This window comes from Nocardia sp. NBC_01377 (assembly GCF_045040005.1).
GTDB lineage: Bacteria > Actinomycetota > Actinomycetes > Mycobacteriales > Mycobacteriaceae > Nocardia > Nocardia noduli.
Genome location: NZ_CP109566.1, coordinates 1209198 through 1230752, shown reverse-complemented (window position 1 = coordinate 1230752; position 21555 = coordinate 1209198). Strand labels below are relative to the sequence as shown.

The following is a 21555-nucleotide window of genomic DNA, read 5'->3' as shown; positions in this document are numbered from 1 at the left end:
AAGACATCTTTCGCCTGGCGGTCGCGTGGGGCGGCGTCATCGGGATCATCGCCTTCTGGTACAGGGTGATGAAGAATATCGAGACCTTCTGATCGTGTGCGGATCCGACGATCGTCGACGGCCGCGCGGGTGACGGTGACGGCGATGACCGATAGCGCTGCGGCGCACGAGTTATCGATCGAACGTAGTTGCGCGGTGACGGCCGTGGCGTTCTCCGAACGCCGCCGCGAGGGTGTTCGCCTGATGACCGGGAAACGCCGTGGTTTCGGGTTGAACGCGACGCGTCGTGCACGTCCCGTATCCGCCGGTCGGCCCCGACTGGACCCGCACGACGCTGAGCCGCGGGGTGGCATTGCAGTGCGCGCCGTCCAAGGACCGGATCGCCCGCTACGCCCTGCACGAACTGTCACCGCGGCAACTCGGCGCGCTGTCGCTGGTCGAGGGCGGGGTGGCCGCGGGCTGGATCGGTGACCGATTCCCCGGGCTGGTCCCGGAGTTGCGGCGGATGCTGCCCGATCTCGAGATCGCCGACCACGACCTCGAGGGTGACGAAATACTCGACCGGGCCATGGATCTCACGCGTGAACGCCACGGCATCTTCGTGTTCACCGGCAACACCCGCCACCGCGTCGAGGTCGACTGCCTCAACGATTTCCACGATACCCATTTCGTCGATCCGAGCAGTCCGGGATTGCGGACCGGCGGATACACCCGCGTCGATCCCCTGCCCGAGGTCTTCGGCCCCCGCCGCTCCCGCCGCATCCGGCGCGCCGAAGAGCTTCCCCGCGTACTCGCCCATATCCACCGGGAGTTGGTTACTCGATGACGAACGATCTCTACTACGCCAACGGCACCGAGGGGCAACTGTCCGAATGGGCTTTCCAGCAACACATGCCGGTGATGCTGACCGGCCCGACCGGATGCGGTAAGACGCGTTTCGTCGAACACATGGGGCAACTGCTCGGCCGCCCCGTGGTCACCAACAGCTGCCACGACGATCTCACCAGTTCCGATCTCGTCGGCCGGTTCCTCGTCTCCGGCGGCGATGTCGTCTGGAACGACGGGCCCCTGGCCAGGGCCGTGAATTCCGGCGCTATCCGCTACCTGGACGAAGTCGTCGAAGCCCGCCACGACTCGCTGGCCATCCTGCATTCGCTCACCGACCACCGGCGCACGCTGTTCCTCGACCGTGCCGATCTCCTCGGGCAGTCCGGCGCGCGGCAGTTGCGCGGGGTGGCCGTAGTGGGTGTCGATCGCCTCCATGAGGCGGTAGGGGTCTTCGGTGTCGATGCCGACCGAGCGCGCCCACGCGGTCAGCGCCGGGGTGACGAAGGTGCCGGGCGAGACCACGTTGACCAGGATCTCGTCCTTGGCCAGCAGGAGCGACAGATTCTTCGACACGCTCGTGACCATCGCCTTGGCCGCGGTGTAGGCCACCAGCGAAACCGTCTGCCGCTGAGTCGAATGCGCCGAGAAGTTGACGATGCGGGCCCAGTCGGCGCTGCGCAACAGCGGCAGCGCGGCGTTGACGCAGTGCACGATGGAGAGCACGCCGTGGTCGACGGCCTCGCGCCACTGATCGTCGGTCAGTTCCTCGACGGTGCCCTGCACATTCGGTCCGACGGTATTGATCAGCGCGTTGAGTTCACCGTTCCAGCGCAGGCGCAGTTGCGCGAAGACGGCCTCGACCTGCGCGATGTCCATGACGTCGGCGGCCAGTCCGACCGCGTCGGGACTGCCGAGACGGGCCAGCTCCTCGGCCGCCGATTCCACGTCCGCGCGCGAGCGGCCGACCACGGAGACCCGCGCGCCCTCCTGCGCCAGGCAGCGCGCGGTGGCGAGCCCCATGCCGCGGCTGCCGCCGACCACCACGGTCGCCGCGCCGTCGAATCCCAGATCCATCTGTGCTCCTCTTCCGCCGTCGCTGGGCCGGAACCCGGAGCCGCGATACGGCGCCACGCCGGACCGTCCTCACTACTGTAGTTCATTCGGTAATGGAGACGACAGCTATCCGCGATGCCGGGCGGGCACTCCCCCTTCCATTTTGTCATTGGGTGCCATTATGCTGGCGGTCACATCTCTACAGCCTCCGAGGAGTACCCATGAGCGACGCGCCTGCCAACGAGACGGTTGCCACCGACGACACCCTGATCGAGGCCGACGTCCTCGTCGAGGAGGTCTCGATCGACGGAATGTGCGGTGTCTACTGACCCCGCCGCACCATTCGACCCGGCCCTGCCCTACACCTTGGCGGGGTCGGTATCGTTGCGGCCAGAACCTTTCGGCGCGCTGGTCTACGACTACGCGACCCGACGGCTTTCCTTTCTGAAGACACCCCTGCTGGTGAATGTGGTCCGTGAGCTGGAGAACCATCCCGACGCCGCGAGCACCCTCGTCGCCGTGGATGTCCCCGCCGCCGACCACGACCGGTATCTACACGCTCTCGCCGGACTGTGCGAGTCGGGCACGATCGCGCTTCGCACAGCCTCCTGAAGCGGACGGGAACATCATGAAACTTGTCGATCATTTCGAATACGGCCTCGACGCCCCCATCTGTCTGACCTGGGAGTTGACCTACGCCTGCAACCTGGCGTGCACGCACTGCCTGTCCTCGTCGGGCCGTAGGGACCCGCGCGAGCTGAGCACCGAAGAATGCAAGGCCGTGATCGACGAGTTCCAGCGCATGCAGGTGTTCTACGTCAATATCGGCGGCGGCGAACCGACGGTGCGCCAAGACTTCTGGGAACTGCTCGACTACGCGGTCGACCACGGCGTCGGCGTCAAATTCTCCACCAACGGCGTGCGCATCACCCCGGAGCGGGCCGAACAGCTCGCCGCCAGTGACTACGTCGACGTGCAGATCTCACTCGACGGCGCGACCGCGGAGGTCAACGACGCCGTGCGCGGCGCGGGCTCGTTCGCCACCGCGTGGAAGGCCATGGAGAATCTCGCCGCGGCGGGTAAGACCGGCTTCAAGATCTCGGTGGTGATGACCCGCCAGAATGTCGGTCAGCTCGACGAGTTCAAGGCCATCGCCGACCGTTTCGGCGCGCAACTGCGTATCACCCGGCTGCGGCCCTCCGGTCGCGGTGCCGATGTCTGGCAGGATCTGCATCCCACCGCCGACCAGCAGCTGGTCATCTACAACTGGCTGATCGCCAACGGCGAGAAGGTGCTGACCGGTGATTCGTTCTTCCACCTCAACGCGCTGGGCTCCACCCCGCTGCCCGGCCTGAACCTGTGCGGCGCCGGTCGCGTGGTCTGCCTCATCGATCCCGTCGGCGATGTGTACGCCTGCCCGTTCGCCATCCACGACGAGTTCCTCGCGGGCAATGTCCGCGACAAGGGCGGGTTCGAAACGGTGTGGCGCGGATCGGAACTGTTCACCCGCCTGCGTGAACCGCAGACCGGCGGCGGCTGCACCTCGTGCTCGGCGTTCGATTCCTGCCGTGGCGGCTGCATGGCCGCGAAATTCTTCACCGGCCTGCCGCTGGACGGTCCCGATCCGGAATGCGTGCGCGGCAATGCCGAACTGGCACTGGTCGGCGCGGGCGCCAACCGGCCCCAGCCCGACAAGGACCATTCGCGCACCGGTAAGCGCCGCAGCAAGTCGGTGGCGCTCGGCCTGCCCGCGCCGTCGCGGGCGACCGCGGTGATGGTCGCGCCCGATCGCGCCTGCGACACCAGCCCGCTGGCCGGATTCGGCGGCCTCTGACGGCGTAGGACCGGCCCGCTCAGGGCCGGGCGATCAACCGGAAGCCCAGGTGCGACGTCGAGGTCTCGACGGCCTGGGCCATCCGGGCCGCGGGCCGGTACCGCCTGCAATAGTTCGGGGCGCACAGATGTGAGCCGCCCTTGATGACGCGGCGGCCGATCCGCGGCTGCGCCCGGTCGGCCTGTGCCCGATCGACGCTGTCGGCTTCGGTGCCGCCCCTGGGATCGACGGCGACGCAGCAGGCGTGTGCCTGGCCCTGGTGGGCGGTGTACCAGTCCTGGGTCCACTCCCACACGTTTCCGACCATATCCACCAGGCCGTAGCCGTTGGGCGGGAAGGAACCCACCGGCGAGGTGCCCTCGAATCGGTCCACTCGCGTGTTGTGGTGCGGGAATTCGCCGTGCCAGGTATTGGCCATCAGCGTGTTCTCCGGTGTGAATTCGTCGCCCCACGCGAACTCCGCGCCGTCGAGTCCGCCTCGGCACGCGTACTCCCATTCTGCCTCGGTCGGCACCTCCTTACCCGCCCACTCGGCGTAGGCGACGACGTCGTCCCAGGCGACGTGGACCACGGGATGGTCGGGCCGCTTGCGGATGGAGGTGCCAGGCCCCTGCGGATGCCGCCAATCCGCGCCGGGAACCCAATGCCACCACCGGTACGGGAGGTTCATGCGCACCGGCCGGTCCGGCTTGACGAATACCGAGGAGCCCGCGACCAGTTGGTCGGGATCGGCGTCGGGATAGTCGGCGGCGCTGGGCGTCCGCTCGGCGACGGTGCGGTAGCGCGTGCGGGAGACGAACCGGGCGAATTCGGCATTCGTCACCGGACGCGGATCGATCCAGAATCCACCGACCGACACCCGGTGGGTCGGCGCTTCCTCGGGATAGTGGCTGTCCGAGCCCATGGTGAAGGTACCGCCGACGATCCACACCATCCCGCGGTGTGGGGCCGGGTCAGGAACTGTCCGAGCACCCGGTGCGTCGCCCCGATGGTCGTCGTGTCGTAGCCCGTTCGCGACTCCACTACTCATGCGGTCCCACTCTCCACACGTCGACGAAGATTCCGGCCTGTGCGCCCAGTGTGACCGCCGCGGCCCCGAAATCCCTCGCACGGCACGGGTGAACCCCGGCCGTATCGGCGCGTGTCACCCGTAGGGGGTGATGCCCGTGGTTCCACGACTGCGCCACAGTCGCATCCAGTGCCTCGGCAGCTCGAACAAGGAGTCGGTCCATGGTGGTGGAAAATCCGGCGGCGGCTACCGTCCGCGCCTCCTCGAGTTCCCCGGCAGCGGCCCCGGGCGGCGACCCGCTGCCCAGTTGGCGGGAGGGTGCGGCCAAACGCGCCGTGCTCGATTTCGTGGAGCGGGTGGCGGCCGAGGCCGTGCCGCCCGAGGATCGGGTCGCTGTCTTCGACAACGACGGCACGCTGTGGTGTGAGAAGCCGATGCCGATCCAGCTCGACTTCATCCTGCGTCGGCTGGTCGCGATGTGCGAGAAGGTGCCCGCCCTTCGGACTCGCCAGCCCTGGCAGGCGGCCTACACGCGCGACTACGACTGGCTGAACGAGGTGATCACCAAGCACTATCGCGGCGACGACAGCGAGGTCGCGGTACTGGCTTCCGGAATGCTCACGGCGTTCGCGGGAGTCACCGTGGAGGAATTCGAGGCCCAGGCCGACCGGTTCCTGCGCACCACCGAACACCCGACTCTCGCCCGCCCGTACACCGCGTGCGCCTACGCGCCGATGGTCGAATTGCTCGGGGTGCTCGAAGCCAACGGATTCGCCAACTACATCGCCTCCGGCGGTGGTCGCGATTTCATGCGGCCGATCAGTCAGGAGATGTACGGCATCCCCCGTGAACGGGTCATCGGCAGCAGCGTCTCGCTGGCATGGAAGGACAGCACGGTCGTCCACACCGCGGAATTGGATTTCCTCGACGACGGTCCGGAGAAACCCGTGCGTATCTGGAGCCGAGTCGGCCGACGCCCCCTGCTCGCCGTGGGAAATACCAACGGGGATATCCCGATGCTGCGATTCACCGAGCGCGACGGTGTTCCGTCGCTGCGGATGCTGGTGCTCCACGACGACCCCGACCGCGAGTTCGATTACGAGACGGGTTGCGAGCAGGCACTCGAAGCAGCCGACGCCGAGGGCTGGGCGGTGGTCAGCATGAAAGACGACTGGTCGACCGTGTTCGAAGCCCGGTAGCGGACAACTCCTGATTTCCAAACCCGAAAGTTGTTCTCACCCATCGTGGGTGAGGTGGGCCGGGAGGTGGGCGCTTATGTTCGATCGGGGGGCGAACCGTCGGGGGGCCGTCCATCAATGAGGAGAACGCCAATGGCAGTTCCTTTCCGCGGTGTGGTCAACCTCGATATCCGTGATTCGATCCCGGACTGGGGCCCGTACGAGCAGCCCAAGGCGGCGCCGGGATCGCCCAATATCGTCTACATCGTGCTCGACGACGTCGGCTTCGGCGCGATGAGCTGCTACGGCGGCCCGATCGAGACGCCGAATATCGACCGGATCGCCGCCAACGGATTGCGCTACAGCCAGTGGCACACCACCGCGCTGTGCTCACCGACCCGTTCCTGTCTGCTCACCGGCCGCAACCACACCACCAACGGCATGGCCTGCATCAGTGAGGCCGCGGTCGGATTCCCCGGCGGCAACGGCCACATTCCCCCGGAATGCGCCACTCTCGCCGAGGTCCTGGTCGACCAGGGTTTCAGTACCGCGATGGTCGGTAAATGGCATCTGTGCGCCGAGGACGAGATGAATCTGGCGTCCACCAAACGCAATTGGCCGGTCGGTCGCGGTTTCGAGCGCTTCTACGGATTCCTCGGCGCCGAGACCAACCAGTGGTATCCGGATCTGGTGCACGACAACCATCCCGTCGAACAGCCGTCGACGCCGGAACAGGGCTACCACCTCAGCGTCGACATCACCGACCGGGCCATCGAGTACATCGATGACGTCAAGTCCATCGCCCCGGACCGTCCGGTATTCCTCTACTACGCACCCGGTTGCGCGCACGCGCCGCATCACGCGCCGCGCGAATGGATCGAGCGCTACCGGGGACGGTTCGACGCGGGCTACGAGGCGATGCGCGCGGAGATCCTGGAACGGCAGAAACAGATGGGCCTTGTCCCGATGAACACCGAACTGCCGCCGCTGAATCCGATCGGCACCCCCGATACCAGGAGCGGGCCGGAGGGTCAGCCGTTCCCGCCGCTGGACTACACCCGCCCGTGGGACAGCCTCGACGACGACGAGAAGCGACTGTTCGCCCGGATGGCCGAGGTGTACGCCGGATTCCTCTCGCACTGCGACGATCAGATCGGGCGACTGCTCGACTATCTGGAGAGTATCGAGGAACTCGACAACACCATGATCGTCGTGGTCTCGGACAACGGAGCCAGCGGCGAGGGCGGTTCGGACGGCTCGGTCAACGAGAACAAGATCGCGAACAGCGTCCCGGACGACCTGGCCGAGAATATGGCCGCACTCGACCAACTCGGCAGCCCGATGACCTACAACCACTACCCCAACGGGTGGGCTGTGGCGTTCAACGCCCCGTTCAAGATGTGGAAGCGGTACTCGTTCAACGGCGGCACCTGCGACCCGTGCGTCATCTCCTGGCCCGCCGGGATCAACGCCCACGGTGAGATCCGCGACCAGTACCACCACGCCGTCGATCTGGTGCCGACCCTGCTGGACTGCCTCGGCATCGAACTGCCCGACATGGTCAAGGGCCACACCCAGGTGCCGTTGCAGGGCGTGAGCATGCGCTACAGCTTCGACGCCGCCAATATCCCGACCGCCAAGCACACGCAGTTCTACTCGATGCTCGGCGGACGCGGGATCTGGCACGACGGCTGGAAAGCCGTCACCACCCATCCCACGCTCAGCGGCTGGAGCCACTTCCCCGACGACACCTGGGAGCTGTACCACACCGAGGTGGACCGCTCGGAGATGCACGATCTCGCCGCCGAGGAACCGGGCAGACTCGCCGAACTGATCGGGCTGTGGTTCTACGAGGCGGGCGTGAACCAGGCGTTCCCGCTCGACGACCGCTCGGCCGTGGAGATCCTCACCACCACCCGTCCCCAGCTCGCGCCACCGCGCAACCGCTACGTGTACCGCCCCGGCGGCGCCGAGGTGCCGGAGTCGGTCGCGGTGAACATCCGCAACCGCTCCTACTCGATCGGCGCGCTGGTCGACCTGCCGGGTCCGACCGCCTCCGGTGTGCTGTTCTCCCAGGGTGGCCGATTCGGCGGGCACGCGCTCTATGTGAAGAACAATCGTCTGCACTACGTCTACAACTTCCTCGGCAGCGAGGAACAGCGGATCAGCGCGACCGAGGATCTGCCGACCGGCCGCGACCTGATCCTGGCCGCGTCCTTCGACAAGGACGGCGAGGATCCGCCCGGCACCGCCCGGGGGCTGATCAGCCTCTACTACGGTGATCGCAAGGTCGGTGAGGGCCGAATCCGTACTCAGCCGGGCAAATTCAGTATCGCCGGGACGGGCCTGCACGCGGGCCGCGACAACGCCGAAGCCGTCACCGACGACTATTCGGGTGAATTCCCGTGGTCGTTCACGGGCGGGACCCTGCACCGGGTGGCCGTCGATGTCAGCGGCGAGCCCTACGTCGATCTCGAGCGCGAGGCTGTCGCCATGCTCTCGCGCGAGTAGCACGGCGCATGGTCGTTGTCTCGAAGCCGCCGGGGCGTCGCGCCCCGGCAGTCGAGCCGGTGGGCCGACGGTGCCCACCCGGGTGATCCGCGCGCGCCGTCGCCTGCGCGCCGGGGTGACCCAGCTCGTCTTCGTCCTGGCCGGGCTGGGCGCGGGCGCGTCGGTACCGAGAATCGGTCGCGGGCCGCGCGCGCCCACCGCCCAGGTCATCGACACGCTGCTGGCGATCGGACTCGGACTCCTCGGTGCGGTGGCGCTGATCTTCTCCGTGCTGTTCCTGGTCGTCCAGTGGGTGAGCACCACGTTCTCGCCGCGGCTGATGCTGTTCCGCGACGACCCGATCGTCTGGCGTACCTTCGGCTTCGCCGTCGGACTCGTCGTGTTCTGCGTCACGGCCGCCCTGAGCATCGGCAAGCGCGCCGATGTCTCGGTGGCCGTGCCGGTACTCGCGATGTTGTTGCTGTTCGTGCTGATCGCACTGTTGCGGACATTGCAGTTGCGTGCCTTCTCCGCCATTCAACTGGCGCCCGCGCTCGGCTCGATCGCCGCGCGCGGGCGCGAGGTGCTCGACGCCCTGTACGTCACCGACGTCACCGAGGTCCCGGCGACCCCACTACCGCCGCCGCGCGCCACCGTCACCTGGCCCCATCCGCCCGCGGTGTTGCAGCGGGTGTGGATGGAGCGACTGGTCGACGCCGCCCGATCCGCCGACGTGGTCATCGTGCTGCGCGAAGCTCCGGGCGCCACATTGCATTTCGGCGATCCCGTCGCCGATGTGCACGGCGGTGAACTTCCGGGCGAGGTCGTCCTGCGCGGGCTGGCGCTCGGCGACGAACGCACCTTCGAACAGGATCCGCTGTTCGCTTTCCGCCTACTCGCCGACGTCGCGTTACGCGCGTTGTCGGCGGCCGTGAACGATCCGGCGACGGCGGTGCAGACCTTCGACGGGTTGGGTGACCTGCTCGGGCGGGTGGCGGCGATGCCGCACGGACCGCTGCGCCTGACCGACCGGGACGGCGTGCCGCGACTCGTCATCCCCCTGCCCGAATGCGAGGAATTCGTCCGGACCGGCGTCGACGACATCCTCTTCGCCGCCCGCTCGCCGATGGTGGTCGCGGGTCTGCGGACCATGCTGCGACGTGCGCGCGAGCGCGCCGCGCCGGAGAACGCCGGACTGTTCGACGAACGCTCGGCGTTGTTGGACGGCCGGTTCGCCGCCCCACCGCCGGAACCTCTATGACAGAATCAGCGAACCCAGACAACGGCGTCGAAGTAACTGTGCCAGATCAGAATTCAACCACCGGCGGGCCGCCTGCCCGGACCGGTTCGAGGAAGCGGGAACACGTCTTGTTCTGGGGAATCATCACGACCGTCATCGTCATCGCACTGCTACTGCTCGTCGCCACGGCCATGAAACCGCGCGAGCGTCACGACAGCCGCGTGCGGTTCGCACCGGAAACGCCCGCCGGGAGCAGGGAGAGTTCACGTCCCGCACCGGCGATGCACCACTGACCCGTACCCGGGCCGACCGAGTCGATCGCCTGCGTCCCGACGTCGCGACGCAGGCGATCGATTACTCGAATCACGGTGTGGTCGAACTCGGTTCATCCATCTGACGCAAACGCTGTTCGACGAATTCCATGGTCTCGGCATGTCCGCCGTGCACCCCGAGCGATTCCTCGAGCATGAGAAACCGTGAGACACCCGACAGCGCGACGACCACGACCTCCGCGGGCCAGGTCTTCTCCTGCGCGGCGTACTTCTCCATGAACTCGCGTAGCGCTGTCATCTCGGCTTCGCGGAAGCGATTCGAATAGTCGGTGAGGGCGGCCCGAATCACCTTGCGATGGTTGGCCAATGCGGCGAACTCCATGGTGAGCGCGGCGGCCGCGGCCTCTGTGTTGAATTCCCACAGCGCGCGCAGCGGGTTGGGCGAGGCGAGCGCGACCGCTTGCCGCGCCAGGCCCTCCTCCGCGCGGCGGGTGAAGACTTCCAGCAGCAGATCGTCCATGGTCCGGAAGTAGTAGTAGACGAGCTGATACTTCAGGCCCGCCTTGCGAGCGACAGCGCGCGAGGTGACGGCCGCGTAGCCCTCGTCGAGCATGAGCTGCTCGGCGGCGTCCAGCAGGACCGTGCGATTCTTCGCATCGGGCGCACCGAACCTTCTCGGCGATGTCATCTCGATAACCTCCGTGACTCGTGATCACCGCTCACCGCATTCGGTGCCGACCGCACGCGATCGAGCGAATGCCGATGACCAGCATCTTCTCTTCCGATGCTAGGCGTCGACCCGGTACGACCATCGCCGAGCACCCGGAGGAAATCTAACCCAACCGCCGCGATCCGCCCTCGTCCTCACCTCCGGCGCTTCCCCGATCGCGCTCGTACCCGGCTCGGCGCGCCGCGCGTTTTCCACGGGCGACCTCGGTGGCGAGCGCGTCGAGCGGCTGCGCGAAGAGTTCGATCGAGGGGATGAGGCCGCCCAACCACGTCCTGGCGACCTCGATCCCGGCGGTGTCGATCGCGTAGATCCGGCGGGTGCCCTCGGCCCGAACGGTCACGATCCCGGCCTCCCGCAGCACTTTCAGATGCTGGGAAACAGCGGGCTGGGAGATCGGCGCGTACGCGCGCACGGCCTCGGCCACCGCGCCCGCCGACATCTCGCCACCCGCCACCAGTTCGAGGATGCCGCGGCGGACGGGATCGCCCAGCGCCTCGAAGATCTTCGCCGCCGCCGTCATCATCAGGACTCGGGGCCGTCCTCGGGAACGGTGGTGTAGAACACGATGGTCTGCTCGGCGGCGGTATGCGCCTCCGTGGGATCGTCACCGTCGCCGATGGCCGCGTCCGCCCAGCCGCTCGCGCAAGTCCTGATGAAGGTGATGCCCTCGGGGGTGGTGTGGAGTTCCTCCGCCGCCGCGTGATCGACGGCCGCGCCGGTCGACAGATGCAGTCCGAGTCCCATCAGCGCCAGATCCCAGCCCACGCCGACGGCGCCCGGTCCGTACTGCGTCCAGAATTCCGGATCGACCTCGGCCTCGTGCACCAGTTCGAGCCGGGTGCCCTCCCCCTCGGGGCTGAGGTTCACCTCCACCCACGACACCTGCGGCCCCATTTCCCAGGTCACCGCGAACCGCTTCGGCTCCTCGCACACTTCGACGACACCGCCCGCGTTGCCTTCGAGTTGATAGCTCCCGCCCACCCGCAATTCGCCACTGACGGGCATGAACCAGCGCGGCAGCCGTTCGGCGTTTGTCAGCGCGTCCCACAGATCGGCCTGGTCGGTCGGGTACGTGCGCCGCGCCACGGCGATCCGCGTCGGCGTGCCCGCGCGCGAGCCGGAGCGGACCTCGCGGGTCACCAGGCCGGCCACGGTGGCCGGATCGGTCAGCAATGTCATGACAACCTCCTTCTATAAGTTTCTACTTATATTATCAGGTACGCGCCGCGACGCCGTCACCCCCCGACGACGCGCGCATGGCGTGTCCGAGCGCCGACGGCCAGGATGGACCTCATGGCGACAACCCGAGAGACCGCCGAAACCCCGCCCGCGCTCGGCTTCCCACCGATCGAATGACCATCTGCTCGCCGATATGGAACGGCTGCGCGAACATCTCGGCGTCGAGTGCTGGCTGATGTACGGCGGATCCTGGGGCGCGACACTGACACTCGCCTACGCCGAGCGGTTTCCGCGACGCGTCGACGCGATCGTGCTCGTCGCCGTCACCACGACGCGACTGGAGGAGATCGACTGGCTCTACCACGGGCCGGCCCGGCTGCTGCCCGCCGAATGGGAGATCTTCCGTGGCGGCGTCCCGCCCGAAGACCGCGACGACGACCTCGTCGTCGCCTACGATCGCCTGTCCCATCGCCGGGCACACCGGAAGCGCGGCGATGGGACAGGCGATCATGCGAGCGATCGACGCGTTCGGCCGACGCTGAACGTCACGGGGGCGACAGCGGCGCGCGGGGATCGATGGCAATGCCGAGCGCGCGCAGGCGATGGTCGATGAGCAACCACGATTCCACGACGAGGGTTTCGACCAATTCCTCCTCGGTGCTGCCCCGATGGGTCAGCCACCAGCGCACCGAGGCGTCGATGAGACCGAGCAGCGCCACGACCAGCCGGTCCGCGGCCGCGCGGTCGGCGCCGAAACGCGGGATGTAGCGGGTGGCGGCGGTCGAGATCTCGGAGGCGAAGGCGCTGCCGCCGATACTCGAATCGTCGTTGCCGCGGCGATAGTTGCGCCCGAGCAGGAACCGGTACAGGTTGGGATGTTCGTTGGCCCAGCCGACGTGCTCGGCGACCGGTGCGCGAATGATGTCGAGCGGGGTGCCGTCGATCGCGAGCGCGGCGCGGATGCGTTCGGTCAACTCCTCGTGCGCGCGCCGGGCGATGGCCAGATCCAGTTCTTCCTTGCTCGCGAAATGCCGGTAGAAGTGGGTGCGGTTGAGACCGGCGCGATCGGCGATCTGGCCGGTGAGCGCGTTGGGCCCCTGTTCCTCGATGGCGGCGACGGCGGCATCGACGATGGCCAGGCGACGGTCTTCGCCGCGATTGCCCGAACGCCGGGTGACGGCGGTATCGGTCCAGCGCTGATCTGTCACACCGATCACGCTAGCCGACCCTTCGGGCCGCTCAGAGGTATTCCTTGCCTCCCGGCATCATCTGGTACACACTGTACCCGCTAATTCTGGTTACAAATATGTACCCAGTGCTGTGCCGAGCCTGAGGAGTCTCGATGACCGCGCACCGGTCCCCGTGGATGAACGACGATCTCGACGCGCTGCGCGACCTCGCGCGGGCGTTCTTCGAGAAGGAGGTCGCACCGAACGTCGACAGGTACATCCAGCAGCATCACGTCGACCGGGAGCTGTGGAGCAAGGCGGGCGAACTCGGCCTGCTCTGCCTGTCCATCCCGGAGGAGTACGGCGGCGGTGGCGGCACCTTCGCGCACGAGGCCGTCCTCATCGAGGAGCAGGCACGGGTCGTCGACACCGCGTGGGGTCAGAGCCTGCACAACGGCATCGTCGCGCACTACCTGCTGCACTACGGCACCGAAGAACAGAAACAGACCTGGCTGCCGAAGATGGCCGGCGGCGAAGTCGTCGGCGCGATCGCCATGACCGAGCCCGGCACCGGATCCGACCTCCAGAACGTCAAGGCCAAGGCGATCCGCGACGGCGACGAGTACGTCGTCAACGGATCGAAGACCTTCATCACCAACGGCGCACAGGCCGATCTGATCATCGTCGTCGTCAAGACCGACACCAGCCAGGGCGCCGCGGGCATCAGCCTGGTGCTGGTCGAGGCCGACCGTCCCGGCTTCCGTCGCGGCCGCGTGCTCGACAAGATCGGGCAGAAGGGCCAGGACACCTCCGAACTGTTCTTCGAGGACGTCCGGATCCCGGTCACCAACCTGCTCGGCGCCGCCGAGGGCCAGGGTTTCGTCCAGCTCATGCAGCAATTACCGCAGGAACGGCTGATCATCGCCGTCGGTTCGGTGGCGGGGATGGAAGCGGCGCTGGAGCACACCGTGCGCTACACCAAGGAGCGCGAGGCGTTCGGCCGCAGCGTCTTCAACTTCCAGAACACCAAATTCAAACTCGCCGAGGTGGCGACCGAGGCCAGGGTGGCTCGGGTGTTCGCCGACGACTGCATCGTCAAGCACATCGCGGGCGAACTCGACATTCCCACGGTCGCGATGGCCAAGTGGTGGACCACCGACCGCGCGCTGTCGGTGGCCAGTGAATGTCTGCAACTGCACGGCGGGTACGGCTACATGACCGAGTACCCGATCTCACGGATGTGGGTCGACAGCCGCGTACAGATGATCTACGCGGGTACCAACGAGATCATGAAGGAGATCATCGCGCGCACCCTGTGATCGACGCCCGCGGCGCGCTCCGGTCTCAGTAGTGTGGCAGGAGCACCATCCCGGGTCGGCCCGGCCCGGTCCACTCCCACCACGGAGAGGATGCGAGATGACCGTGCTCGTCGCGGGGTCGACAGGTTTCATCGGTGGGCGGCTGTGCCCGGCGCTGGAGGAGGCCGGGCATACGGTCCGCGCCATGACCAGGCATCCCGACACCTACCGGGGTGCGGGCACGCCGGTACGCGGAGACGTCGGCGACCCGCAATCGCTGCGCGCGGCCATGGACGGAACCGAGGCCGCCTACTACCTCGTCCATTCGCTGGCCGCGGCCGATTTCGAGCGCCGCGATGCCGAGGCGGCGCGCAATTTCGGGCGAGCCGCCGCCGAGGCGGGTATCGGGCGCATCATCTACCTGGGCGGCCTCGGCGAGGACGGCGACCAGCTGTCCGCGCATCTGCGCAGCCGCCGCGAGGTCGAAGGACTGCTCGGCACCGCGGGCGTTCCCGTCACCACATTGCGCGCCGGGATCATCGTCGGCCACGGCGGTATCTCGTGGGAGATCACCCGGCAACTCGTCGAACACCTGCCCGCGATGGTGACCCCGCGCTGGGTGCGGACCCGGACCCAGCCCATCGCGGTCGACGATGTGATCCGCTACCTGGTCGGCGTCCTCGACCGGGAGGAAGCCACCGGGCGCACCTTCGACATCGGCGGACCCGATGTCCTGGAATACATCGATATGCTGCGCCGAGTCGCCGCGATCGAGGGCAGGCCGCTGCTGGTCGTTCCGGTTCCCCTGCTGTCGCCCCGGCTGTCGTCGGCGTGGCTGTCGCTGGTCACCGATGTCGACAACCGCACCGGACGCTCACTGGTCGACTCGATGGTGAACGAGGTGCTCGTCCGCGATACCGCCATCAGGGAGCTGGTGCCCTTCGAGCCGATCGGCTACGACGAAGCGGTGCTGCGTGCCCTCGCCGAGCGGGCGGGAGTGCGGCCCTCCTCATGAATCGCAGCGCGAAACGTCCGTGGCGCAGGATGATCGACGGACGCGACCGGTATCGGCTCGCGACCGCGGGCGTCTGGGGCGTCGGCACCGGACTGCTCGGCGCGTCGCTCGCCTCGCGACCCGACAGCGCCGAGTTCTACGGATTCACCCTCGCCACCGCCGCCACCTTCACCCTCGGCGGCCTCGCCGCGACACCGCCCGCGGCCGGACCCTCGAAGCGGCAGGTGCTCACCCCGGTCGTCATCGGGGTCGGCGCCTTCGGCGTCTTCTACGGCTGTGCCCTGGTCGTCCGGCGGATCCCCTTCCTGCGCAACGCGATCGCGGGTGTCCTCCAGTACGCCGAACGTGGCCCGACTCCCCCGGTGCTGCTGATCGCGCTCGCCAACGGCGCGGCCGAGGAGATCTTCTTCCGCGGCGCCGTCTACGCCGCCGTCCCCCGGCGTCCGATCGCGGTGTCGACCCTGGTCTACATGGGCACGACCGCCGCCACCCGCAATCCCGCCCTCGTCCTCGCCGCCGCCGTGATGGGCGCCCTGTTCGGCGCGCAACGCCGCTGGACCGGCGGGGTGCGAGCGCCGATGATCACCCACCTCACCTGGTCGACGCTGATGATCCAGTACCTCCCGCCCCTGTTCGCCCCGGCGGCGAGCGCGTGAGCCGATACCGAGCGTTGACCAGCCGACGATTTCGCGCGCGGGGGCGAGTGTCTTGCGGACGACAGTCCCGCTTGGCAGGATTACCCCCGCATGCCGAATACCGATCCCGCCCGTGACAGCCTCGACGGCCTGTCCGTCGGCGACGCGCTGGGAGCTCAGTTCTTCGTCCCCGGCACCTCCGTGACCGAATTTCTCGCGGGCCGAACGCCCACGCCTCCGTGGCCGTGGACCGACGACACCGAGATGGCCTGTTCGGTGTACGCCGAACTCCGCGAACACGGCCGGATCGACCGGGACAGGCTCGCCGCCGTGTTCGCCGATCGCTGCGAACCCTATCGCGGTTACGACGCGGGCACGGTCGTCGTGCTGCACGAGATCCGCGACGGACGCCCCTGGGCCGACGCGGCGGGCGCGGGCTTCGACGGGCGAGGATCCTGGGGCAACGGCGCGGCGATGCGCGTCGCGCCGCTCGGTGCGTATTTCGCGGGCGACCCGGACCGAGCGGCGGCGCAGGCCGCGCTGTCCGCCGAGGTCACCCATCGGCATCCGGAAGCGATCGTGGGCGCGATGGCGGTCGCGGTCGCGGCGAGTCACGCGGCGGCGACCCGTGCGAGCGCGTGCGCGCCCGACGAATTGCTGCGGGCGGTCGAGCCGTATCTGGTCGACGGACGGACCGCCGACGGCATCCGACGCGCCGGAACACTACTGGGCCGATCGGTCGCCGAAGCGGCGTATCAGCTCGGCAACGGCGCGCAGGTCAGCGCCGCGGACACGGTGCCGTTCACGCTGTGGGCGGCGGCGACCTTCCTCGACGACTATCCGTCCGCCGTCACCGCGTGCGTCGAGGCGGGCAGGGATGTGGATACGACGGCCGCGATCGTCGGGGGAATCGTCGCGGCGCGTACCGGCGTCGGGCAGCGCAGTCGACTACGTGGCGTACCGCAGCGGTGGTGTTCGGCGCGTGAACCCCTACCCCCGTGGGCCGAGTCACCGCGCCGATCACCGACGAACGCCGACTGATATCACGGACCGCCGAAGCACCCGCGCCGTGTCGGGAATCCGGACGGCCATGGGGCGGTCGATCATCCGCGTCATGCCGTGATGGAATCCGACGGGCCCGCCCGCCGAAAAGGAGTTGCCGATGGATACCGAACACTTCCTGCCGTTTCGCAAGAGCGCGGTGATCTCACTGTGCGCCGAGGAGTGGCCCGACGAGGAGCGCGCATCGTTCCTGGAGTTCGCGCGTCTGCTGGCGGCCCTGGTGCACTACGGATTCCACGCGCGCGGTGACGCCGCGCTCGATGCCTATCAACTGGTCGATCCGGCCGAGGACGTGCGGATGATCCGCGCGGCGACAGCGCGGGACCGGGCGGCGGCGCGGGCGATCGTCGAACGTGAACTCGTCGCGCTCGCCGAGGCTGCCGACTTCACCCGTATCGATGCCGCCGAGATCGACCGCGCCTTCGCCGAACACTCCCTGGTGAAGGTGCGGCTGGATGTCGACGACGACGATATCGACACCGTGATGTTCTTCCGGCGCGGAGTGACACAGCGCAGCGAGCAGGTGAAGTCGCTCTACGGGTTGCGGCGACGCAGCATCGAATTCACCAGCTATTCCAAGGTTCTGGTCTACATCGCCTTCACCGAGCGCGCGGAGCCGGACGGGGATCGGCCCAACGGCGGCGTTCTGCTGAAACTGTTCCAGAACGTCCCGAGAAACGACCTCGAAATGCTGTATCCGCGCGTCCGCGTGCGGATGAGGCCGCTGGACAAGTTGCTGATCGGCGTGCCCGCGGTGATCTCGGGGATCATCGTGCTGGTCACCAAGTTGGTCGCTTCGCTGGGACTGCTGGTGTTGTTGCTCGCGTTCTGGGTCGGTCTCCGTGAGGAATCGGTGCGGCTGGATCAGACCGCGCTCGTCACCCTCGGCGCCGGGCTGGCGGCCTTCGGCGGCTATCTGGTGCGCCAGTTCTCCAAGTTCAAGAACCGCAAGATCGAACTGATGAAGACGCTGTCCGAACACCTCTACTTCCGCAATCTGGACAACGACGCCGGAGTCTTCCACCATCTACTCGGTGCCGCCGAGGAATCCGAGGTGAAGGAAACCGTGCTGGCCTACCACTTCCTCCGCACCGCCGAGCGCCCGCTCACCGCCGCCGAACTCGATCAACGGATCGAGGGCTGGTTCCGGCAGCGGTGGGACACCACCTTCGATTTCGAGATCCGCGACGGCCTGCGCACCCTGCGGAGGCTGGATCTACTCACCGAGGACGAGCACGGCGGGCTCGGCGCGGTGACGGTGCCGCAGGCGCGACAGCGGCTGGATCGGCACTGGGACGACGTGTTCGGTCTCGACTCGTCGACCGCTGCGCTACCGGACAGCGAGCGCGTACAAACCATATGAGAATATAATTCTCATATGCGACATACCCGCAGCCGCCACGCGGTGGAATAGTCAATACATCTTTCTCGCAATGACTCAAACCGCCGCGTCGAGCACGGTGACAGACTCGGACCAGCAAACATCGGCCTCGATGGAAATGCGGGGCGAATGCGGTCCCAACTGCGCCGAAGCACCTTCCGGCAACCCGGAACACAGTTCTCCCGAGGCCCTGTACGTTCTGGGGTCAGACTGCTATATTCTCTCCTGAGAGAATGCAGTTTCCATACTCGATGTGGCCGAGGTCGAACGCGAATCCGAGGCGACTCTCAGGTCAGACTGCGCCGGGTGGTCGTGCCGCGTTCGCGGCGCGCGTACATCGGCACTTTCGCATGATCCGAACCATTCGGGCACAGGTCGGCACGCCCGCACGGGATGGGAGCGACACGTCATGACCTACTCCACGGCGCACCGGCCCCACGGTCGGTCCCGGTCGGTACTGCGGATCGGCGGGCGCGCCGCATCGACACCGCTGCGCAACGCGGACCGGATCGCCGAACACGTGCTCCGATACTTCCAAACCTCGGTGGCCCCGTCCGGCACGCTGCCCGCCGAGCAGTTGCGCGAGGACGTAACCCAGCTCACCCGGACCTGCCTCGAACTCGTCACCGAAATGCTGGACAAGCGCGAAGTACCCGGCCCCGACCAGTTGGGCGTCGTCTGCGAGGCCGCGACCCAGTGGGCACACGACGGCGTGCCGCTCAGCACCGTCCTGCGCGCCTGCCACGAAGGCGTGCGGGTCGCGTTCGGACTGGTGACCGCGCCCGCGAAGGCGGCCGACGTCGACGAACTGCTGATCGCGGGCGATCTCATGCTCGAGATGCTCAACGCGATCATCGCGGGCGCCTCCGACGCCTACGTCGCCGAACAACTCCTGGTCGCGAAGGAACAGCATTCCGCCGCCGAGACCCTGGCCTCGGCTCTGCTCAGCGGCCGAGGCAGCGCCGCGCTCTCGCGCCAGGCCGGCGTGCAGGTCGCCGACTCGTACCAGGTGGTGGCGCTGTCGATACCCGCCGACAACGACGTGAGCATCACCGCCACGGTCGCCGCTCGGCGCCGACTCCGCCGACTACGGGCCGCGATAGCGACGGTCTTCTCCCCGCACGCCCTCGCCGTCCTCAGCGCGACCGGCGGCACACTGCTCGTCCCGCTCGGCGAGGAGAACGCCCCGATATTCGAGGCCGACACCCTGGCCGCGCTCACCGAATCCGCCGAGGTCACCCTCACCGCGACGGTCGTCATCAGCGGCACCGAGCAGATACCGGAATCGGCCGATCAGGCGCACGAATTGCTGACCCTGATCCACGCGGGCCAGCGCGCGCCCGGTCTGTACCACATGTCGGATCTCGACATCGAGTTCCAACTCACCCGGGGCGGGTCGGTGACCCGGCGGATCGCCACCATCCTGGATCCGCTGCGCAGCTATCCCGAACTCCTCGACACCGTGCGGGCCTACCTCGCCAACGACATGAACCGGCAACGCACCGCCCGCAGGCTCTATGTGCATCCCAACACCGTCGACCATCGGCTCCGGCGTGTCGCGCAGCTGACGACGATCGATCTGGCGACCTCGACCGGAATCTGCCGGGCAGCCATCGCCCTGCTCGCCTACGACCACGGACGCAACGACCCCGGTCAGACCTGATCGGCGGGCGAATCCGGATCCGGTCGAATACCACGGATCCGACCCGGCTGAGAACACCGCCGCGGATATTCGCCCGCGTCTCGGCGATCGGTCAACGTTCGAACAGCGCGTCGGGTGACATACGCGCGAGATCCATGGCCAACTGCGCGACGGTTTCTTCAGCGCACACCCGGTTGTCACCGATTCCGCCGGTCGAACCACGTTTCGCCCAACCGGTCACGTACAGGCCTTCGACGGCGTCGCCCGTTCGGGGAGAGATCACCCGTCCGCCGCGATTGAGCACCACGCCGTTCTCATCGATGAAAACGCCGTCCATTTCCTTCATTCGGAATCCCGCGGCACCGATAACGGAACTCGACTCGAATACTCGCCCCGATGCGGTCACGATGCGAGCCGCCCCTCGGTCCGAATGCCGGATATCCACGACTTCGTTTCCGAAGGAGAAGGTCACCCGGACCTGTCCGGGTTTCGCCGCGATATCGTCGGGGTCCGAGAGGTCCACCGAAACCAGGCCGGGCACATCCCGCAGAAAACGGCCGGAGCCGAATATGTCCACTGGAGTTCCGGCCCGATCGATGGCGAGGTCCACATTGTCCAGATCTGCGATCTCGTCGAACGCGGCGGGGGTGAAAGCCACGCGATTCGACCGGGCCAGAATCACCACATCGGTCACCGCGTCGTCGACCGGATCCGCGCTGCCACGCTCGGCGATATAGCGGACGATATCCAGCGCCACATTCCCCGCACCGACGACCAGACACCGCGGGCCGAGCCCTTCGGGACGAATCGGAACGGGAAGACCTCGGTTATCGGAGGAGAGAATATCGATGGCCTGGTAGAAACGCCCGGAAAGTTCCGGATCCGCCGGACCGAACGACCGGGGCTCGGAAGCGCCGCAGGCGAGTATCACGGCATCGAAATCTCGCCGGAGATCTTCGATCGAGACGTCGACGCCGACTTCGGTCTCGTAGACGACCGAAACGCGATCGTCCTTGAACGGAACGTCGTACAACCGATCCATCTCGCGAACTCGCGGATGATGACGCGAAACCCCGCGACGCAGCAGACCGCCGGTCTCGCCGAATTTCTCGAATACGGTGACGCGCACCGAACTCGACCGTTGCAGAATCTCGCGGACCGAATACAGCGCGGCCGGGCCGGAACCTACGACGGCGATGCTCAGGCGGCCGCCGGGGCCGCCGAGCGCCTTCCGGTCGGTGTCCCTGGACGCGGGCACGCCGGACATGATCGTCCTGCCCAGGAAGAACGCCTCGTTGCGCCGGGCGTCACGCTGCTCGAGCAGGGTGAGGTCACGTGCGGGTTTGATCGCGGAAGCCGGGCACGCCTCCACGCACGCGGTGCAGTCGATACACGACCGCGGATCGATGAACAACGTCTCCGCGGTGTCGAACCCGACCTCGCCCGGAGCCGGATGGATGCAGTTCTGCGGGCAGACCCGCACGCACGACGCATCCTTGCAGCAGTGGCCCAGAATAACGTGGGTCAAGATCGCTCACAT

The 21555-nt window shown here is 67.4% G+C and carries 20 protein-coding genes and 3 pseudogenes; 16 read left to right on the top strand and 7 right to left on the bottom strand.

The features are described from left to right. The first annotated feature begins 144 nt into the window (after nt 1-144). Both OG225_RS05755 and OG225_RS05750 read left to right on the top strand, forming a co-directional pair. A pseudogene (locus tag OG225_RS05755) lies at nt 145-826 on the top strand (hypothetical protein). Then, nucleotides 823-1194, top strand: a pseudogene (locus OG225_RS05750) (AAA family ATPase); the annotation flags it as partial. The pseudogenes OG225_RS05755 and OG225_RS05750, both read left to right, overlap by 4 nt. On the opposite strand, the pseudogene OG225_RS05745 reads toward OG225_RS05750, so the two are convergent. Next, nucleotides 1111-1902: pseudogene (locus tag OG225_RS05745) on the bottom strand (SDR family NAD(P)-dependent oxidoreductase); the annotation flags it as partial. The pseudogenes OG225_RS05750 and OG225_RS05745 sit on opposite strands and share 84 nt — an antisense overlap. A gap of 200 nt (nt 1903-2102) precedes the next feature. Here OG225_RS05745 and mftA point away from each other — a divergent pair. Genes mftA through mftC form a run of 3 tightly spaced genes read left to right on the top strand, consistent with a single transcriptional unit; the run spans nt 2103 to nt 3715 of the window. Continuing rightward, nucleotides 2103-2210, top strand: coding sequence for a mycofactocin precursor MftA (gene mftA, locus OG225_RS05740; protein WP_405180713.1), 108 nt, complete (start codon nt 2103-2105; stop codon nt 2208-2210). After that, complete coding sequence (mftB, locus tag OG225_RS05735) at nt 2200-2493, top strand: mycofactocin biosynthesis chaperone MftB (protein WP_109530701.1); 294 nt, start codon at nt 2200-2202, stop codon at nt 2491-2493. Before mftA ends, mftB begins: the two co-directional genes overlap by 11 nt. Nucleotides 2494-2509: 16 nt before the next feature. Then, nucleotides 2510-3715, top strand: a complete 1206-nt coding sequence (gene mftC, locus OG225_RS05730; RefSeq protein WP_405180712.1) for a mycofactocin radical SAM maturase — start codon at nt 2510-2512, stop codon at nt 3713-3715. A gap of 19 nt (nt 3716-3734) precedes the next feature. On the opposite strand, the gene OG225_RS05725 is transcribed toward mftC, so the two are convergent. Then, entirely contained in the window at nt 3735-4649 is a 915-nt protein-coding gene (locus OG225_RS05725; protein ID WP_405183204.1) for a formylglycine-generating enzyme family protein, read from the bottom strand. A gap of 296 nt (nt 4650-4945) precedes the next feature. Here OG225_RS05725 and OG225_RS05720 point away from each other — a divergent pair, with 296 nt between their 5' ends. The 4 genes from OG225_RS05720 to OG225_RS05705 all read left to right on the top strand — a co-directional run bounded on the left by OG225_RS05720 (nt 4946) and on the right by OG225_RS05705 (nt 9925). Continuing rightward, nucleotides 4946-5923, top strand: coding sequence for an HAD family hydrolase (locus OG225_RS05720; protein ID WP_405180711.1), 978 nt, complete (start codon nt 4946-4948; stop codon nt 5921-5923). A gap of 132 nt (nt 5924-6055) precedes the next feature. Further along, nucleotides 6056-8413, top strand: coding sequence for an arylsulfatase (locus OG225_RS05715; RefSeq protein WP_405180710.1), 2358 nt, complete (start codon nt 6056-6058; stop codon nt 8411-8413). A 70-nt stretch (nt 8414-8483) separates the two neighbouring features. After that, entirely contained in the window at nt 8484-9653 is a 1170-nt protein-coding gene (locus OG225_RS05710) for a DUF2254 family protein (protein WP_405180709.1), read from the top strand. Between the two features lie 107 nt (nt 9654-9760). Next, the gene (locus tag OG225_RS05705) at nt 9761-9925 is read left to right on the top strand and encodes a hypothetical protein (protein WP_405180708.1); all 165 of its coding nucleotides are present in this window, start codon (nt 9761-9763) and stop codon (nt 9923-9925) included. A gap of 70 nt (nt 9926-9995) precedes the next feature. On the opposite strand, the gene OG225_RS05700 is transcribed toward OG225_RS05705, so the two are convergent. The 3 genes from OG225_RS05700 to OG225_RS05690 all read right to left on the bottom strand — a co-directional run bounded on the left by OG225_RS05700 (nt 9996) and on the right by OG225_RS05690 (nt 11813). Further along, entirely contained in the window at nt 9996-10592 is a 597-nt protein-coding gene (locus OG225_RS05700) for a TetR/AcrR family transcriptional regulator (RefSeq protein ID WP_405180707.1), read from the bottom strand. Between the two features lie 145 nt (nt 10593-10737). Next, complete coding sequence (locus tag OG225_RS05695; RefSeq protein ID WP_405180706.1) at nt 10738-11157, bottom strand: ArsR/SmtB family transcription factor; 420 nt, start codon at nt 11155-11157, stop codon at nt 10738-10740. Further along, the gene (locus tag OG225_RS05690; RefSeq protein ID WP_405180705.1) at nt 11157-11813 is read right to left on the bottom strand and encodes an SRPBCC family protein; all 657 of its coding nucleotides are present in this window, start codon (nt 11811-11813) and stop codon (nt 11157-11159) included. The genes OG225_RS05695 and OG225_RS05690 overlap by 1 nt, the downstream gene beginning before the upstream one ends. Here OG225_RS05690 and OG225_RS05685 point away from each other — a divergent pair. Next, nucleotides 11812-12426, top strand: a complete 615-nt coding sequence (locus OG225_RS05685; protein ID WP_405180704.1) for an alpha/beta fold hydrolase — start codon at nt 11812-11814, stop codon at nt 12424-12426. The two genes, OG225_RS05690 and OG225_RS05685, sit on opposite strands and share 2 nt — an antisense overlap. On the opposite strand, the gene OG225_RS05680 is transcribed toward OG225_RS05685, so the two are convergent. Then, nucleotides 12359-13021 (bottom strand): TetR/AcrR family transcriptional regulator, encoded by a 663-nt coding sequence (locus OG225_RS05680; RefSeq protein ID WP_405180703.1) that lies wholly within the window; start codon nt 13019-13021, stop codon nt 12359-12361. The genes OG225_RS05685 and OG225_RS05680 overlap by 68 nt on opposite strands. A gap of 134 nt (nt 13022-13155) precedes the next feature. Here OG225_RS05680 and OG225_RS05675 point away from each other — a divergent pair, with 134 nt between their 5' ends. The 6 genes from OG225_RS05675 to OG225_RS05650 all read left to right on the top strand — a co-directional run bounded on the left by OG225_RS05675 (nt 13156) and on the right by OG225_RS05650 (nt 20036). Further along, nucleotides 13156-14301 carry an acyl-CoA dehydrogenase family protein gene (locus OG225_RS05675; protein ID WP_405180702.1) on the top strand — a complete coding sequence of 382 codons (1146 nt, stop codon included), beginning with the start codon at nt 13156-13158 and terminating at the stop codon, nt 14299-14301. A 97-nt stretch (nt 14302-14398) separates the two neighbouring features. Then, entirely contained in the window at nt 14399-15295 is an 897-nt protein-coding gene (locus OG225_RS05670; RefSeq protein ID WP_405180701.1) for an NAD(P)H-binding protein, read from the top strand. Next, nucleotides 15292-15951, top strand: coding sequence for a CPBP family intramembrane glutamic endopeptidase (locus OG225_RS05665; RefSeq protein ID WP_405180700.1), 660 nt, complete (start codon nt 15292-15294; stop codon nt 15949-15951). The genes OG225_RS05670 and OG225_RS05665 overlap by 4 nt, the downstream gene beginning before the upstream one ends. 90 nt (nt 15952-16041) lie before the next feature. Beyond that, complete coding sequence (locus OG225_RS05660) at nt 16042-16971, top strand: ADP-ribosylglycohydrolase family protein (RefSeq protein ID WP_405180699.1); 930 nt, start codon at nt 16042-16044, stop codon at nt 16969-16971. Between the two features lie 121 nt (nt 16972-17092). Beyond that, the gene (locus tag OG225_RS05655) at nt 17093-18355 is read left to right on the top strand and encodes a TMEM143 family protein (protein ID WP_405180698.1); all 1263 of its coding nucleotides are present in this window, start codon (nt 17093-17095) and stop codon (nt 18353-18355) included. A 427-nt stretch (nt 18356-18782) separates the two neighbouring features. Further along, complete coding sequence (locus tag OG225_RS05650) at nt 18783-20036, top strand: PucR family transcriptional regulator (protein ID WP_405180697.1); 1254 nt, start codon at nt 18783-18785, stop codon at nt 20034-20036. A gap of 91 nt (nt 20037-20127) precedes the next feature. Here the strand turns inward: OG225_RS05650 and OG225_RS05645 are convergent, their stop codons facing one another. Beyond that, complete coding sequence (locus OG225_RS05645) at nt 20128-21543, bottom strand: FAD-dependent oxidoreductase (protein ID WP_405180696.1); 1416 nt, start codon at nt 21541-21543, stop codon at nt 20128-20130. Nucleotides 21544-21555: the final 12 nt, after the last annotated feature.